Annotated in this window: 15 protein-coding genes and 2 rRNA genes (1 of these 17 cut by a window edge); 8 read left to right on the top strand and 9 right to left on the bottom strand. The window is 39.6% G+C overall.

The features are described from left to right. The first annotated feature begins 71 nt into the window (after positions 1 to 71). From clpP to EXH44_RS07640, 5 genes are all read left to right on the top strand, one after another. Positions 72 to 653, top strand: coding sequence for an ATP-dependent Clp endopeptidase proteolytic subunit ClpP (gene clpP, locus EXH44_RS07660; RefSeq protein ID WP_162856945.1), 582 nt, complete (start codon positions 72 to 74; stop codon positions 651 to 653). 6 nt (positions 654 to 659) lie between these two features. After that, entirely contained in the window at positions 660 to 1,910 is a 1,251-nt protein-coding gene (gene clpX / locus EXH44_RS07655) for an ATP-dependent protease ATP-binding subunit ClpX (protein ID WP_021117767.1), read from the top strand. Between the two features lie 43 nt (positions 1,911 to 1,953). Further along, the gene (lpxK, locus tag EXH44_RS07650; protein WP_162856944.1) at positions 1,954 to 2,955 is read left to right on the top strand and encodes a tetraacyldisaccharide 4'-kinase; all 1,002 of its coding nucleotides are present in this window, start codon (positions 1,954 to 1,956) and stop codon (positions 2,953 to 2,955) included. Then, positions 2,936 to 3,100: a Trm112 family protein gene (locus tag EXH44_RS07645; RefSeq protein WP_162856943.1), complete on the top strand. Its 165-nt coding sequence runs from the start codon at positions 2,936 to 2,938 to the stop codon at positions 3,098 to 3,100. The genes lpxK and EXH44_RS07645 overlap by 20 nt, the downstream gene beginning before the upstream one ends. Before the next feature lie 325 nt (positions 3,101 to 3,425). Beyond that, on the top strand, positions 3,426 to 3,776 hold the full coding sequence (locus tag EXH44_RS07640) for a DsrE/DsrF/TusD sulfur relay family protein (protein WP_135674715.1): 351 nt from the start codon (positions 3,426 to 3,428) through the stop codon (positions 3,774 to 3,776). A 19-nt stretch (positions 3,777 to 3,795) separates the two neighbouring features. Here EXH44_RS07640 and EXH44_RS07635 read toward each other — a convergent pair whose 3' ends face one another. Beyond that, positions 3,796 to 4,449, bottom strand: coding sequence for an IS1595 family transposase (locus tag EXH44_RS07635; RefSeq protein WP_162856388.1), 654 nt, complete (start codon positions 4,447 to 4,449; stop codon positions 3,796 to 3,798). A gap of 61 nt (positions 4,450 to 4,510) precedes the next feature. Between EXH44_RS07635 and EXH44_RS07630 the strand changes: the two genes are divergently transcribed. From EXH44_RS07630 to tehB, 3 genes are all read left to right on the top strand, one after another. Next, positions 4,511 to 4,825 carry an HI1450 family dsDNA-mimic protein gene (locus EXH44_RS07630; protein ID WP_135674712.1) on the top strand — a complete coding sequence of 105 codons (315 nt, stop codon included), beginning with the start codon at positions 4,511 to 4,513 and terminating at the stop codon, positions 4,823 to 4,825. 1 nt (position 4,826) lies between these two features. After that, positions 4,827 to 5,315: a 4-hydroxyphenylacetate 3-monooxygenase, reductase component gene (gene hpaC / locus EXH44_RS07625; protein ID WP_162856942.1), complete on the top strand. Its 489-nt coding sequence runs from the start codon at positions 4,827 to 4,829 to the stop codon at positions 5,313 to 5,315. Positions 5,316 to 5,422: 107 nt separating this feature from the next. After that, positions 5,423 to 6,289, top strand: a complete 867-nt coding sequence (gene tehB / locus EXH44_RS07620) for an SAM-dependent methyltransferase TehB (protein WP_162856941.1) — start codon at positions 5,423 to 5,425, stop codon at positions 6,287 to 6,289. A 32-nt stretch (positions 6,290 to 6,321) separates the two neighbouring features. Here tehB and EXH44_RS07615 read toward each other — a convergent pair whose 3' ends face one another. The 8 genes from EXH44_RS07615 to EXH44_RS07580 form a co-directional block, all read right to left on the bottom strand. After that, positions 6,322 to 7,071 (bottom strand): TPR domain-containing protein, encoded by a 750-nt coding sequence (locus tag EXH44_RS07615; protein WP_162856940.1) that lies wholly within the window; start codon positions 7,069 to 7,071, stop codon positions 6,322 to 6,324. Further along, complete coding sequence (nrfF, locus tag EXH44_RS07610) at positions 7,068 to 7,460, bottom strand: heme lyase NrfEFG subunit NrfF (protein WP_162856939.1); 393 nt, start codon at positions 7,458 to 7,460, stop codon at positions 7,068 to 7,070. Before nrfF ends, EXH44_RS07615 begins: the two co-directional genes overlap by 4 nt. Next, a complete protein-coding gene (locus EXH44_RS07605; protein ID WP_162856938.1) occupies positions 7,457 to 7,990 on the bottom strand; it encodes a redoxin family protein in 534 nt (177 codons plus the stop codon). Before EXH44_RS07605 ends, nrfF begins: the two co-directional genes overlap by 4 nt. Continuing rightward, positions 7,987 to 9,888: a heme lyase CcmF/NrfE family subunit gene (locus tag EXH44_RS07600; protein WP_162856937.1), complete on the bottom strand. Its 1,902-nt coding sequence runs from the start codon at positions 9,886 to 9,888 to the stop codon at positions 7,987 to 7,989. Before EXH44_RS07600 ends, EXH44_RS07605 begins: the two co-directional genes overlap by 4 nt. 97 nt (positions 9,889 to 9,985) lie before the next feature. Further along, complete coding sequence (locus EXH44_RS07595; protein WP_162856936.1) at positions 9,986 to 11,875, bottom strand: monovalent cation:proton antiporter-2 (CPA2) family protein; 1,890 nt, start codon at positions 11,873 to 11,875, stop codon at positions 9,986 to 9,988. An 8-nt stretch (positions 11,876 to 11,883) separates the two neighbouring features. Then, complete coding sequence (locus EXH44_RS07590) at positions 11,884 to 14,370, bottom strand: class I adenylate cyclase (protein WP_162856935.1); 2,487 nt, start codon at positions 14,368 to 14,370, stop codon at positions 11,884 to 11,886. A gap of 245 nt (positions 14,371 to 14,615) precedes the next feature. After that, positions 14,616 to 14,731, bottom strand: a 5S ribosomal RNA gene (gene rrf, locus EXH44_RS07585). 150 nt (positions 14,732 to 14,881) lie between these two features. After that, positions 14,882 to 15,943 (bottom strand): 23S ribosomal RNA (locus EXH44_RS07580); it runs 1,836 nt beyond the window's last position.

The following is a 15,943-nucleotide window of genomic DNA, read 5'->3' as shown; positions in this document are numbered from 1 at the left end:
AAAGGCTATATCATACTGCGATTTTTTGTTAAAATCCCCCGATTTTTACCGATTTATAAAAGGAATAGAAAATGTCTGTAATCCCTATGGTCGTTGAGCAAAGCTCAAAAGGCGAACGTGCCTATGATATTTATTCCCGTCTGTTGAAAGAACGTATTATTTTCTTAAATGGCGGTGTTGAAGATGAAATGGCGAAATTAATTATTGCTCAAATGCTCTTTTTAGAAGCAGAAGATCCTGAAAAAGATATTTATCTTTATATTAATTCCCCTGGCGGTGTAGTCACTGCAGGTTTAGCGATTTACGATACGATGAACTTTATTAAACCTGATGTCTCTACATTGTGTATGGGGCAAGCCTGTTCAATGGGAGCATTTTTATTATCCGCAGGGGCGAAAGGTAAGCGTTTTGCATTACCTAACTCTCGTGTGATGATCCACCAGCCTTTAGGCGGTTATCGTGGGCAAGCGACGGATATTCAAATTCACGCACAAGAAATTTTAAAATTGAAAGAGATGCTAACACGCAAAATGGCAGAACATTGTTCACAGCCTTTTGAGAAAGTGGCTCAAGATACAGAACGTGATAATTTTATGTCTGCGGAAGAAGCAAAAGCCTACGGCTTAGTTGATGACGTTGTAACAAAGAGATAGTGAATAATGGCAAATTTTGAGAAAGAACCACATTGTAGCTTTTGTGGGAAGCGTCGTAATGAAGTTGATGCGTTAATTGAAGGTACAGAAGGGCATATTTGTAACGAATGTATTGAAGAGTCTTATGCGTTAATTAATGGAACAGACGAACCATTGATTGATGAAAATGAAGCTGAGAGCCAAGATGTGTTAGGCAATGTGCCTACCCCACACGAAATTCACGCACATTTAGATGATTATGTGATCGGACAAGAACACGCTAAAAAGGTATTGTCCGTTGCGGTCTATAACCACTACAAACGCTTACGCAATGCACTGTCTGACAATAAAGAGAGTGAAGGCGTTGAGTTGGGTAAAAGTAACATTTTGCTTATCGGCCCTACAGGAAGTGGTAAAACATTGTTGGCAGAAACCTTGGCGCGCCGTTTAAATGTGCCTTTTGCTGTGGCTGATGCAACAACGCTGACGCAAGCTGGTTATGTGGGTGAAGATGTTGAAAATGTGATCCAAAAATTGCTGATGAAGTGTGATTTTGATAAAGATCAGGCTGAACGTGGCATTATTTTTATTGATGAAATCGACAAAATTACCCGTAAATCAGAAAATCCATCATTGACCCGTGATGTATCCGGTGAAGGGGTTCAGCAAGCGTTACTTAAATTGATTGAAGGCACTATTGCGAATATCAATCCACAGGGTGGACGCAAACACCCGAAACAAGAAACAATTCCAGTCGATACGTCTAAAATTCTCTTTATCTGCGGTGGTGCATTTGCTGGGCTAGATAAAATTGTCGAAGCTCGAACAAATACACAAGGTGGAATTGGCTTTAAAGCGGAATTGAAGAAAGATAAAGATCGTCAGGCACTCACTGAATTATTCAAACAAGTTGAGCCTGAAGATTTGGTGAAATTTGGTTTAATTCCAGAGTTAATCGGGCGTTTGCCTGTTATCACACCGCTTGAAGAACTTGATGAGAAAGCACTTATTAATATTTTGACAGAGCCGAAAAACGCGATTATTAAGCAGTATCAAGCCTTGTTCAAAATGGAAGGTGTGGAATTAAAATTCACCAAAGATGCTTTAGTGGCGATTGCTCAAAAAGCGATTTCTCGCAAAACAGGGGCAAGGGGGCTACGTTCTATCGTGGAAAACTTGTTACTCGACACGATGTATGATTTACCATCATTGAAAGCAAGTAAAGTGACAGTGGGTAAAAACTGTGTTGAGAAAGGTGAAAAGCCTAAGGTGGAGTAACTTAATAAGGGGCATTTATGCCCCATTATCATTAGAAGAAAGTATGAAAATCTGGCAAACAACATCTCTTATCACTTGGCTACTTGCTCCATTCTCGTTACTCTTTTGGCTAATTAGCCAAATTCGAGTGATGTTATATCGCAAAAAAATCCTGACATCTTACCGCTCACCAGTGCCAGTCTTAGTGGTGGGAAACATCTCCGTTGGCGGAAATGGCAAAACACCTGTTGTCGTGTGGTTGGTCGAACAGCTTCAACAGCGTGGCGTGAAAGTTGGTGTTATCTCTCGTGGTTATGGTGGAAAAAACAAGCAATTCCCACAGTTAGTGACTGCCGATAGCGATCCCGAACTAATGGGCGACGAGCCTGTACTCATTGCTCAACGGACACTCGCCCCTGTGGCAATTTCTCCGAACCGCCGACAAAGCATTGAGCTATTATTGAGCCAATTTGAGCTAGATCTAATTATTACTGATGATGGCCTACAACATTACGCCCTTGAACGAGATATGGAGTGGGTTGTTGTCGATGGTGAGCGTCGTTTTGGCAACGGATTTGTCTTACCGGCAGGGGGCTTAAGAGAGCTTCCAAGCCGTTTAAAATCGGTGCAAGCGGTGATTTGCAACGGAAAATCTGCACAAGCCGGCGAACATCTAATGCAGTTAGAACCTGAATGGACGATCAATCTAAAAACAGGTGAGAAAAAACCGATAACCGATTTTTATCATCAGCCTGTGATTGCCCTTGCTGGCATTGGCTATCCGCCTCGCTTTTTTATGATGTTACAAGATCTTGGTATTCAACTTAAAGCGAGCTATGGCTTCTCTGATCATCAGCCTTACGCATTAGAAATCATCGAACCTTTGCAGAAAGACGGCTTACCGCTATTAATGACCGAAAAAGATGCGGTAAAATGCCGTAGCTTTGCTCAACCAAATTGGTGGTATGTGCCTGTTTCTGCAAAATTTTCAGCACAAGATACCGCTTGTTTATTAGAACCCGCCCTTGAATTAGTGAGAAAACAGAATGAACGAAAAACTGCTTAATACTATCGCTTGCCCAATCACCCAGACAAAATTAGAGTGGGATAAAGAAAACAACCGTTTAATTAGCCGTTTGGCGAATGTCGCTTATCCGATTGAAAATGGCATTCCTGTGTTGCTGCCAGAGAAAAGTTACGCTATTGATTAAATCACTTTTTAAAAAGCATGGAGCAAAAGGCCTAAAGCTTTATCACAACAAGCTTTAGGCCAGTTTTTACTTACATTTATATCTTTCCCCCAATAATAAATATCAATCTAGATATTGCAAATAAATATTCGTTCTTCTAGAAATCCCTATCACCTACATACAATTTCAATACAGACTATCTGACTCATCGATTGCTTAATCTAAATCAGTTATTTTATTTATATATTATATGTAAATCTTATTTCTAAACGCTTTTAAACCGCTATAATGTTGAAAATTTGTAAAAAATCGTGAAAATCTCACCGCTTGTGACTTTGGAGCAACTATGACAAAGCTACTCTTTATCATTAACTCAGCCCCTTATGGCAATGAAACCTTTTTTAGTGGTTTGCGCTTAGCGTTACAAATTCAAGAACAGCATCAAGCTGAAATTAAACTCTTCTTAATGTCTGATGCTGTTGTTGCAGGACTTGCAAAACAAAGTCCAACAGAAAGCTACCACGCCCAACAGATGCTTGAGATTTTGACAGCGCAAGGCGCTATCGTTAAACTCTGCAAAACCTGTACTAATGCACGTGGTATTAGCGCATTACCGCTCGCAGATGGCGTAGAAATTGGCACTTTAGCTGAGTTAGCCGATTGGACTATTGAAGCCGACAAAGTATTAAATTTTTAGGGGCTGTAGTAGATAAGGTCTAAATCCCACACCATTTTCTCAATATTTTAAGCTGATTAGATGGTGTGCTGTAGTTAAATCTAAACTCACATTCTTTGATAAAAAGATGGAAGTTTTTCTTGTCAATGCCATTGTATTTTCTAAGTACTCGTTTGGCTTGAGACCAGAAATTTTCAATGCCATTGATGTGGTTGTGATCTTTGACAAACTCTTTGGAATGATTGATGCGAAAGTGTTTAAACTCACTCACATCAAGAGCATTATAGCTTCTGTAACCATCTGTGTAAACGATGCTATCTGGCTTGATTTTGCTTGAGATGATAGGCATTAAGGTACTTTGCTTGGTATCTTTTACAACAACAGTATAAACCTTGCCATTACGCTTCAAAAGACCAAATACAGCTGTTTTGCCACCAGCTCCACGACCTCGCTTGCCTTTGCGAATGCCACCGAAGTAGCTTTCATCAAGCTCTACTTCGCCATCAAACAAAGTGTGAGCTTCAAGGTTGAGATTATATTCTATCACAAGTCTGATTTTGCGGTAAAATAAAGCTGCTGAATTGTGCTGAATGCCAAGCAAATCACTTGCTGTTCTAGCAGTAACTTGTGCAACAAAAAATTCAAGCAGTTTTATTTGAACTTTTTTACTTAATTTACAACGAGTTATCTTCATGTTTGTAGTATAGCATAAGTGCTAATCTACTACAGCCCCAATTTTTAATTAAGAGAAGAGAATGACAACAAAATTAACGCCAGATGAAGCAATAGACATTGCTTACGATATATTCTTAGAAATGGCAGGGGAAAACCTTGATCCTGCGGATATTTTGCTCTTTAACTTACAGTTTGAAGAGCGTGGTGCAGTAGAGATGGTAGAAACGAGCGATCAATGGGATCAAGAAATTGGTACATTGATCGACCCAGATGCGTTTGCAGAAGTATGGGTAGGATTAGTCAATGAGCAAGATGTGATGGATGATGTATTTGCTCGCTTTTTGATATCCCATGATGCTGAAAATAGAGAATATCACGTCGTTTGGAAAGAATAAGATGAATACACTTTCAGTACAACAATTTAGAAATGCAATGGCACATCTTCCGTCAGCGGTCAGTATCGTCACAAGTAATGGCACTGCTGGAAAGGTCGGCATGACCATCTCGTCAGTTACATCTGTTACAGATTCCCCTGCAACCTTGCTCTTTTGCATAAATCAAAATAGTGATTTACACGATATTATTAAACAAAATGGCAAAGTCTGTGTGAATGTGCTTAATCATCAACAAGAGACATTAGCCAAACACTTTGCTGCTATGTTAGAAAGCACCATGGAAGAACGTTTTTCTTGGGATATTTGGAAAGTTGGTAAATCAGGGCAATTTGCGTTAAAAGAAGCGATTACCGCACTTCATGGCAAAATTATTGATACGCACTCTGTGGGTACTCATACTATTTTTATCGTGCAACTTGATGAGATAGATACACAACCTCAAACTGGTTTGATCTATTTTGCTCGACAGTTTAAATCTCTTGAAATTTGATCAATATCAAAAAGAACCTAAAGACCGACTAAATTAGTCGGTTTTTTATTGCCTTCAAAAGAGAAAGGCATAAGATCTAGAAAGTGAATTAATTGAAGGAAATCTCTATGGAAAATTTAATCTGTTACAAAAAAATGCCTGAATGGAATAAAGAAAGCTTACCGCAAATGTTTCAAGAGAAACACAATACCAAAGAAGGCACTTGGGCAAAACTGACGATTCTACAAGGTCAACTCAAATACTACGCATTAACAGAAGATGGGGAAGTCACGCAAACCTTTATTTTCGATAGCAATAACCAGCCACCTTTTGTTGAACCACAAGCATGGCATAAAGTTGAAGCGCTTAGTGATGATTTAATTTGCCAACTTTCCTTTTACTGCAAACCTGAAGATTATTTCGCGAAGAAATATAATCTGACAACCACACATTCCGAAGTGTTAAATGCCACAAATTATATTAAATCTGGCAAGGTGCTAGACTTAGGTTGTGGACGTGGTCGCAATTCACTCTATATGAATTTACTCGGCTGTGATGTCACTGCGGTAGATCACAGCGAAGAGAGCATTCACTTCCTGAATACGATTATCGAAAAAGAGCAGGCTCAGCATATCCGTACAGGGGTTTATGATATTAACCAAGCCAATATCGAAGGGGAATTTGACTTCATTATTTCAACGGTGGTAATGATGTTCTTAAACCGTGAGCGCATTCCAGCCATTATTGAGAATATGCAGAAAAATACCAAAATCGGCGGATATAACTTGATTGTTTGTGCCATGAGTACGGAAGATTACCCTTGCCCTATGCCGTTTTCATTTACCTTTAAAGAAGGGGAATTAAAGCAGTATTATCAAGACTGGGAGTTGGTTAAATATAATGAAGATTTGGGACATCTACATAAAACCGATGCTAATGGAAACCGAATCCAACTACGTTTTGCAACGATGTTAGCTAAAAAAGTGAATGAATAAAACATAATGGGGAGCAAATAGCTCCCCATAAATTACTGAGTTTTTAACATCTGCTCCGCCATTTTGATACTTTTAATAATCTCTTTGCGGTCTAAGGCGGGGTTATTATCGTTATCTAACACACGCTCCCAATAAGCGATCGCTTGCTTAGGATTATTTTGAAAAAAAGCATCAGATGCTAATAAAAGCAAGCTTGCACTCTCTCGGGGATCAAGATGTAATGCCCGTTCAACCCACTGTGTTGCTTGTGGTGTAAATTGTTGTTTATGTAAATAATATTCTGCCGTCGCCATTGCCCCTAAAATCGTTGCTTTTTCACCTAGCACCGTTTGTGCATTACGAAAACAGACTAGAGCACTCTCAAAATCATTATTCAGCGAATATGCTTGCCCAAGTTCAAACCACAGCTCGCCATTATTTGCATTTTGGCGTAACTGATTTTGTAAATGGGTAATGTAGTGTTGATTACGCTGTTCACTACTCTCTTCCGCCCGTTGCTGTTTAAAGGCTTGCAATTCAGCTTGCCCCTGTTTAACTTGCTCATAACGCCCTGTTTGCCAATAATATAAACCACTTAATAACAAGGTGAACGTTAATAACATCATCACAAGCGGTCGCTTTATGCTCTTTTTTTGCAAAGGTGCTTGACGTTGTGACTGTTCAAATTGCTGACGATCATTCAGTTCTGCTAAAAATTCATGGCGTTCTTCATCGGAGAGATGATTCGCTAATGAAACGGCTTGCTGATAATAGGCTTGGTTAATCTTATCTCGTTGATTCATTTTCGTTTATTCCTATTCACTCGCCAAAGAATTGCACCACATAGCATCAAGAGTAAAACAAAAGGCGTTCCCCACAGCACCCAAGTTTGCGGATTAAACGACGGTTTGTAGTAAACAAAATCGCCGAAACGTTCAGTCATTATCTTAATAATTTCCTTATCGCTTTTACCTGCATTCACCATTTCATACACTTCTAAACGCAATTTATAAGCCTGAGTCGCATTAGACTCTACTAAGTTCTGATTTTGGCACTGTAAACAACGTAATGAGCGAGCAAGCTGAATCCCACGTTGGCGCTCTGCATCGGAATGAAATTGAAAGGTATCTACCATTTCAGCCTGCGCCATGATTGCAATTAACATCGCATAAAGAAAAGCAAAAAATCTCATGGCATTTCCTTTTTCAATTCTAACCATTTTGGCATAAAGTCTTGTTCAAAATTGGGGTTATATCCTTTTTGTTGATAACGAATAATGCCATTGTGATCAATCAGATAACTAATAGGTGCAGAATTCACTCGTAGAGTCTCAATGAATTGGCCATTTTCATAACTATCTATGATCATAGAAAATGGATTTCCCCACTCTGTTAAGGCTGATTTAGCATCATCTGGTCGATCTACATAAGTTAGCCCCACAATTTTCACCCCTTGTTTTTGCATATTCAACAAGATCGGAAACTCTTTAATACACCAAGTACACCAACTTGCCCAAACGTTTAAAATAAACGGCTCTTTGGGTAGATTGGCTTTGGTAAGCTGTTGCTCATCAAATAACGACTTTGCGTTAAATTCAGGCACAGGCTTACCACGCCAATCTTCGCTCGGTGAAATATTATCCGATGATTTTAACTGTATCGCTAAAAAGAAAACCACCGCCAATAACAACACTAAAGGCAAAAACAGCAATCCTTTTTTCATATTCTTTTTCTCCAATAACCAAGGACTGAGAGCAGACTTGCTATCACCATCAACACGCCACCAAGCCATAATGCCCTGACATAAGGTTTATAATGTAAACGGAATGCGTATTCCTTATGCCCTAGCTTATCCCCCATCACCACATAAATATCATCTAAACCGTAGTGAGCTAGCCCTACTTCTGCCATCGTCATGGTTCTCACATCATAATAACGGCGTTCAGGGTAAACAGTATCTAAATAGCGTTCGCCATCGTAAATATGAATCGCTACACTCTCTGCCGTATAATTTTGTCCAATGTCATGGTAATGGCTAGCATATTCAAAATAAAAGCTTGCTAATTCTGTGCGATCTTGTGGCTTCATCCGTACGCCCATTTCATCGCCATAATAACTGTTCATCATAGCGCCAATCACACAGACCGCAAAACCAATATGTGCTAAGCGCATTGCAAGCGGTCTGATTTGCCACATAAATTGCTGATATGGCAAATGAGTTAAAATAATCCAAATCGCAAAGCTATTAAACACGATTGGCAATAGCTGAAATGAATGTGTATGGACACGAGATTGCATCACATAACTTAATAAAAGGCTTAATCCGATTGCCACAGCACCGATTATTCCCTGTTTCCACAGCTTGCGAGTATTTATATTCTTCCAACGTAACAGAGTAGCGAAGCCCATGATACTTAACAGCAATAACACAAGGGGCGTAAATACGGAATTAAAGTAAGGTGCGCCAATGGAAATCGATCCCCAACCCATTGCACTAAATACCATAGGATAAAATGTACCAAGTACCACAACGACGGTTGCTAGGGTAAAAAGTCCATTGAGAAATAAAAAAGCGGTTTCCTTAGAAAAAAGCCCAAAACGGACATTGCCTTGCCATAGGTTCACTTTTAAGGCAAAAAGGGAAAGTGCTACAAAACTCAAAGCAAAAAAGAGAATTAGCAGGGCAAAGCCACGTTCAGCATCAACAGCAAAGGCATGGACGGATGTCAGCACACCAGAGCGAACAATAAATGTCCCTAATAAACTGAGTGCAAAAGCAAAGATGGCTAATAAAATCGTCCAATAGCTAAAAATGCCTCGCTGTTCGCTCACAACTAAACTATGAATTAATGCTGTTCCTAATAACCAGGGCATCAGTGATGCATTCTCTACGGGATCCCAGAACCACCAACCGCCCCAACCTAACTCATAATAAGCCCACCAAGCGCCTAGCACGATACCTGCTGTTAAAAATCCCCACGCAATCATTGCCCAAGGTCTCATCCAACGGGCAATGGCATAATCAAACACGCCACCAAGTAACATTGCCATGGTCATCGCAAAAGTGACCGCAAAGCCCACATAGCCTAAATAAAGTAACGGCGGATGAAATATCAATCCAATGTCTTGCAGCATAGGATTTAAGTCTCGCCCTTCAGGTTGCGGGGGAAACACCCGCTCAAAAGGGCTTGATGCTAAGAGAATAAATAATGAAAAACCAAGAATAACAAGGGATAGAAATGCTAAAGTTCTATGGGTAAACAAGCGGTCTGTTTTGCCTGAAAAAATGCAAAAAACACCCGTCCAGAGCGCTAATGCCGTTAACCAAAACAACATCGAACCTTCATGCCCTCCCCAAGTCGCCGCAAATTTAAAGAAGGTAGGAAGTTGGCTGTTTGAATGTTGAGCAACATAGCTCATGGTAAAGTCATCATTAATAAAGCCATAGGCTAATGCACCAAATGAACCAAGTGACAACAAAGACTGAACCAAACTTAAAATGCGGTTTGCTGAAAGCCATTGTGGCTGTTTACGAATTTCACCCCACAATGAAAATAAAAATTGTAGCCCTGCAATGAAAGTTAATGCAATTAAACAAAAATAGCCAAATTCAGCAACCATGCAATATCCATGTTTTGTAAAAAATTACCCTATTCTAACCGCTTGTAACGCATGAAAAAAGGGCGATATAAAACCGCCCTATGATATAAGATAAAAATTATGCACTTTTCTGCACTTTTTCATCAGAAACCGTTAAATGCTCATGTTCTTCTGTCGCTTCGAGAATACTCGCCGTCTCTTCATTTAATGCTTCCGCTTCCTGCGTTGGCTTAATAAAAGGTTCAACTGACCAATATTTTTTCTCGAGTTCATCGGAGAAGCCATGTAACACTTCTTCATGTAATCTCTCTTGATCTAAATTTCGAACAAGCGTAATCACATCATGCGCTTCCGTTTCTGTTGCACCTAATTTTTCTAATGCAACTTTACTTAATAACAATGCGGACTCAAAGGTTTCTCTTACTTGATAATCGACATGTTGTTTAATCAAATTGACTGTATTAATTCTATCGTATGAACGTGCTAATACAGGTGTTAGTGGGTATTCATGTTTAATCAATTCCACAATTTTGAGAATACGATCAGGCTCTGCAATCCCCACAATCACGCAGTCGCATTGTTCAATACCACTTGCACGTAATACATCAATGCGTTCACCTTCACCATAATAGACTTTGAAACCAAAGCGAGCGGCAGTACGAATATTTTTAAGATCAGAATCAATGACGGAAACACTAACACCTCGAGCTAATAATGCTTGGCAAATGATCTGACTAAAACGACCAAAACCAATCACTAATACGCTATTTTCTAAATTTTCTGCAAACTCAATACCCTCTAGATTCGGGGTAGAATCTCCATCGGTCTTATTTGTTTTACGATTCACTACACGTTGAATCAGAATAACCACTAATGGAGAAAGTAGCATAGAAACAATAATTGCGGCTGTAAATGTTGCTTTATTATCTGCAGAAAAAACACCGGCACTTGCTGCAGCCGCAAAGAGTACGAAAGCAAATTCACCACCATGAGACATAATGGCCATACGCATAATTGCCTCTCGATTCGTCAGCATCGTTAATCGAGCCACAATGTAGATGGCTAAGCCTTTACCAAATACATAAAGTAATACAATGCCCAATAACCAAAGTAGATTATTGAATACGAGAGAAAGATCTAACGACATTCCCACGCCCATAAAAAACAATCCGAGTAGCAAGCCACGGAACGGCTCAATATCTGCTTCAAGCTGATGACGGAAAGAGGATTCAGATAACATAACCCCAGCGACAAATGCGCCCATAGCCATGGATAATCCGCTCAACTCCATTAATAACGCGGATCCAAGTACTACCAATAAAGCTGCGGCAGTCATCATTTCTCGAATATGCGCTTTTGAAATCATTTTAAAAAGCGGATTCATTAACCATTTGCCAGAAGCCACTAAAATCAAAACACCGACTAATCCAGCCCCGATCGCCGTCCAATTCGCACCTTGTTCAACATCGGCCTGAGTTGGTGCAAGAAAGGCAATAGAGGCTAATAACGGTACGATCGCTAAATCTTCGAAAATAAGGGTTGAAACAATGCGTTGACCTTTAGGGGTAGTGCTGACACCTTTTTCTTCAAGTACTTGCATCACTATTGCAGTAGAAGATAAAGTAAACCCCATTCCTGCAATAAACGATACTTCTTTAGGTAAACCTAAAATAAAAATACCCGCAAGCGTAAGTAAACTGCCACAAAAAGCAACTTGTAAAAAACCTCGTCCAAAAATGGCCTTACGCATACTCCATAAGCGTTCAGGGTGCATTTCTAATCCAATAATGAACAGAAACATGACCACACCCAATTCTGCCATATGGACAACCACATCTGGGTCTTGGAAAAGACCAATTCCGGAAGGACCAATCAAACAACCCGCAACAAGATAACCAAGTACACTACCTAATCCAAGTCTTTTAAAGAGAGGAACAATGGTGACACTTGTTGCAAGTAGTGCAACCGTTTTAATGAGTTCTGGACTGACAAGTGCTGTAGTAGACATAATAAACCTTATCCTAAACGTTGTTTTTCTAAAAAATCTCGATGTTGTTTGCTTTGAAATGGCACAATGAGAATTTGCTCATTCTGCTTTAATAATTGATAAAATTGCGGAAAATTAAAACTACCCAATCCATCCTGCTGTTGAGTAACAGTATGTTGAGTATAAAGCCGGCTAATTGTTCGGACTTTATTTTCTTTCTCTCCTAAACAGTAGCTGTAAGTCTCTGCTTTATTTTGTTTATCCAATACGTAGACATTAAAACTACCATTCGGATTATCTTCAAAGAAAAATTGTAGAAAACCTTCACTAGCGAAATCAAAAACTTCTTTCGGAATCTGTATTTCAGGAGCGTCGCTATCAGACTGACCATCTTGATTTTCATCTTCCACAATGTCTTTTAATTGGTTTTGTTTATTAAAAATAAGCTGCCATTTTTTCCCTGCCATCTTAAATGTTTGAGGTTGCTGGCGTTGGAAAATGGAGCCAGTTTGCACAGTAATACAACGATTCACTAAATTCATTACAGAACTCTGCAATTCATTTCTTAATTGACTACTATAACAAACCACATTGACTGATTGTGGTGGTGCTGAGTTTCGATATATTTTATTTGAAATAAATTTTAACGCTTTTAATAGAGCATCATTCCCACCGAAATGCTGAGTCATAATTTCATTCCACATATTGCGATAAATAATACTCATGCTTCCAATCATTCCTTTTTCTGAAGAACCCAAATTAAATAGGTCTAATTGGGCAACATCGGATTTTGACAACAAAGGTAATGCCTTAGTAGGATCATCAACAAGATTAATTGCTACAATCAGATTTCGAATTTCATTCGGGTGATAGAGATCTTCCTCTTTCAATTCAGGTGGCTTTGCAGGAAAAGACAAACGCAAATCGGTAATAAAACGTCTCAATTTATCTAAACTGATACTTTGGCTCACTAAATGTATTTGTGTCGAAGCCGTAATAACCCGATTAAAATACGCCCATGCAATCGCTTTAATTAATGTTCTTTGATATTGGACATGTCTTTTTGTTGAATCGTAAGAACTTAACGGTGCATGATTAATTAAATACCAACCAGCATTTGTCGAAACACCTTCACTTACCTCAATAAAAGTGACCTCATCTTCTGATAAATTTCTTCCGATATTTTGATTAATTAAAGATACTTTCCCTGGCACTACCTCAAAAGCAGAGTAGAGTTTTCTCATCAAAATATCGGTATCTTGAGGTAAGATGCTTGGGTCAATATGGAATTTACGTGCAAATTGAATTAAATGACGATAGCTTTGTAATAATTGTTCAACAATCATCTGTTGGTGAATAATCGCTTGTTTTACTTTCCAATGTTCGCTGTTATTTAAACATTGAACTTCTTTTTCGCTCCAATTCCATGTAGAAATGAGTTCACGCAATGCATCTTTACGCCAAGGATCATGTTGACCATAATAGGCTTTAATATAAAAACAACTTCTTAAACGATCTAAACGAACAAATTCTTTACGATTTTCTAAATACGTCGTCACTTGTTCTAACATAGCTAAGTAAGGATCAAAATGATAACGAACAGCCTGATCTGATAAGAGTAACTGCTTAAATTTCTTTGAAATCAAAGGGGTTTCAGGATAAGTTTCAGCGTAACTTTCCAATAATAAAATTTTGATCGCTGATTTATAAGGGCTTTCAATGCCTTTATAAAGTTGCCATAAACTTGCTCCAAAATATTCATTAATCGCTAAGGACGAAAAATCGCCAAAATCTATCCATTCATTTGCATTTAATTGCCCTGAAATGACCGCTTGTTGAACAAAACTCTCATAATCTTGATCACCATTATCAATATGTAGCCATAAAATTCTTTTACCTGCTAAACGAACTGCCGAACGATAAAACTCATCAAGAAGAAAAAAGTGTTGAGCCGAACCATTATGCTCTTCACTCACATCACTACTGTATTGTTTATCCTTAAAGGTATTTGGATTCATCAAATAAAAATTAACATCTATGCCTTGCTGTTTAGCCCATTTCTGCACTAACGCCAGTTTTTTTTGTAATAATTGATGTTCTTCTTTGGTAAAGACTTGAGAATGGCACAGCCATAAATCTAAATCTGATAAACGAGTTTGAGTAATAGAACCTATACTTCCCATCACATACAATCCATCAAAGGCAATGGATTTATTCTCTTCTACAAGGGGAAAATAAGTAGACAGATGTGCTTTTTGCGTAGATGAAAGGGTAAAATTAAAAATACCTTTAGGAGCATTCTCCACATAAGTGGGAAGATCTGGAATATTATAGTGTAACAATGCAGGTAGCACAGAAAAGACAAACTGAAAATCATCAGAATGGTTTCGTAAAGCACTATGGATTCTGAATTGATCTAAACAATCAATCCGTTTTTTTGCCATTGAAAGCCGATTTTCAAACCATGACGAAAAAGCAACATGTTCATTCATTGCGGAAAACATTAGCTCTTTCATGTAGGATCTTCTCGGTAGTTAAAAATGTGAGCAATGTAACATTTTTGAGAAAAAAGTAAAGTTATGCCGATTCTCTAATGCTTTACAAGCGGCCATATACCCTCACTTTTTTGCAAATCCTCTTGCAAATATCTCCCACCATCCTACCGCTTGTTTGTCTACTATGCCTGTTTGTTCAATGCTTATCCCCAAACGCAAAAAACCGCAAGCTATCTCTAACTTGCGGTTTCTTTACCTTAATAAAACCCTGATGGTGCCCTACTCTCACATGGGGAAACCCCACACTACCATCGGCGTTACTGCGTTTCACTTCTGAGTTCGGGATGGAATCAGGTGGGACCACAGCACTATGGCCATCAGGAAAATCTTTAATGACTTTCTCTATCTTATTGTCTGTTCTTTCATTTCGAAACAAGCTGCTCTGAGTGTCTTTATTTTGTTTAGTTAGTTTGTTGCTTTTATTCAGCTTTCAACTCTCTTGCGCTTCTTCTTCAAAAACGCTTGAGGTTGTATAGTTAAGCCTCTCGGGCAATTAGTACACGTTAGCTCAATGTATCACTACACTTACACACCGTGCCTATCTACGTCGTAGTCTCCAACAACCCTTACAGTCTTATAGACTGGGATGACTCATCTTGAGGCAAGTTTCGTGCTTAGATGCTTTCAGCACTTATCTCTTCCGCATGTAGCTACCCAGCAATGCCTCTGGCGAGACAACTGGAACACCAGTGATGCGTCCACTCCGGTCCTCTCGTACTAGGAGCAGCCCCTCTCAATCATCCAACGCCCACGGCAGATAGGGACCGAACTGTCTCACGACGTTCTAAACCCAGCTCGCGTACCACTTTAAATGGCGAACAGCCATACCCTTGGGACCTACTTCAGCCCCAGGATGTGATGAGCCGACATCGAGGTGCCAAACACCGCCGTCGATATGAACTCTTGGGCGGTATCAGCCTGTTATCCCCGGAGTACCTTTTATCCGTTGAGCGATGGCCCTTCCATTCAGAACCACCGGATCACTATGACCTGCTTTCGCACCTGCTCGACTTGTCTGTCTCGCAGTTAAGCTTGCTTATACCATTGCACTAACCTCACGATGTCCGACCGTGATTAGCAAACCTTCGTGCTCCTCCGTTACTCTTTGGGAGGAGACCGCCCCAGTCAAACTACCCACCAGACACTGTCCGAGACCGCGTTCCGCAATCTTCGTTAGAACATCAAACGTTAAAGGGTGGTATTTCAAGGACGCCTCCACAATCACTGGCGTGACTGCTTCAAAGGCTCCCACCTATCCTACACATCAAAATTCAATGTTCAGTGTCAAGCTATAGTAAAGGTTCACGGGGTCTTTCCGTCTAGCCGCGGGTACACCGCATCTTCACGGCGATTTCAATTTCACTGAGTCTCGGGTGGAGACAGCCTGGCCATCATTATGCCATTCGTGCAGGTCGGAACTTACCCGACAAGGAATTTCGCTACCTTAGGACCGTTATAGTTACGGCCGCCGTTTACTGGGGCTTCGATCAGGAGCTTCTCTTTCGATAACACCATCAATTAACCTTCCAGCACC

The organism is Actinobacillus indolicus, assembly GCF_004519515.1.
In the GTDB taxonomy this organism is placed as follows: domain Bacteria; phylum Pseudomonadota; class Gammaproteobacteria; order Enterobacterales; family Pasteurellaceae; genus Glaesserella; species Glaesserella indolica_A.
Note: the sequence above shows the minus strand (reverse complement) of the source record. Positions and strands in the feature narration are given on the sequence as shown.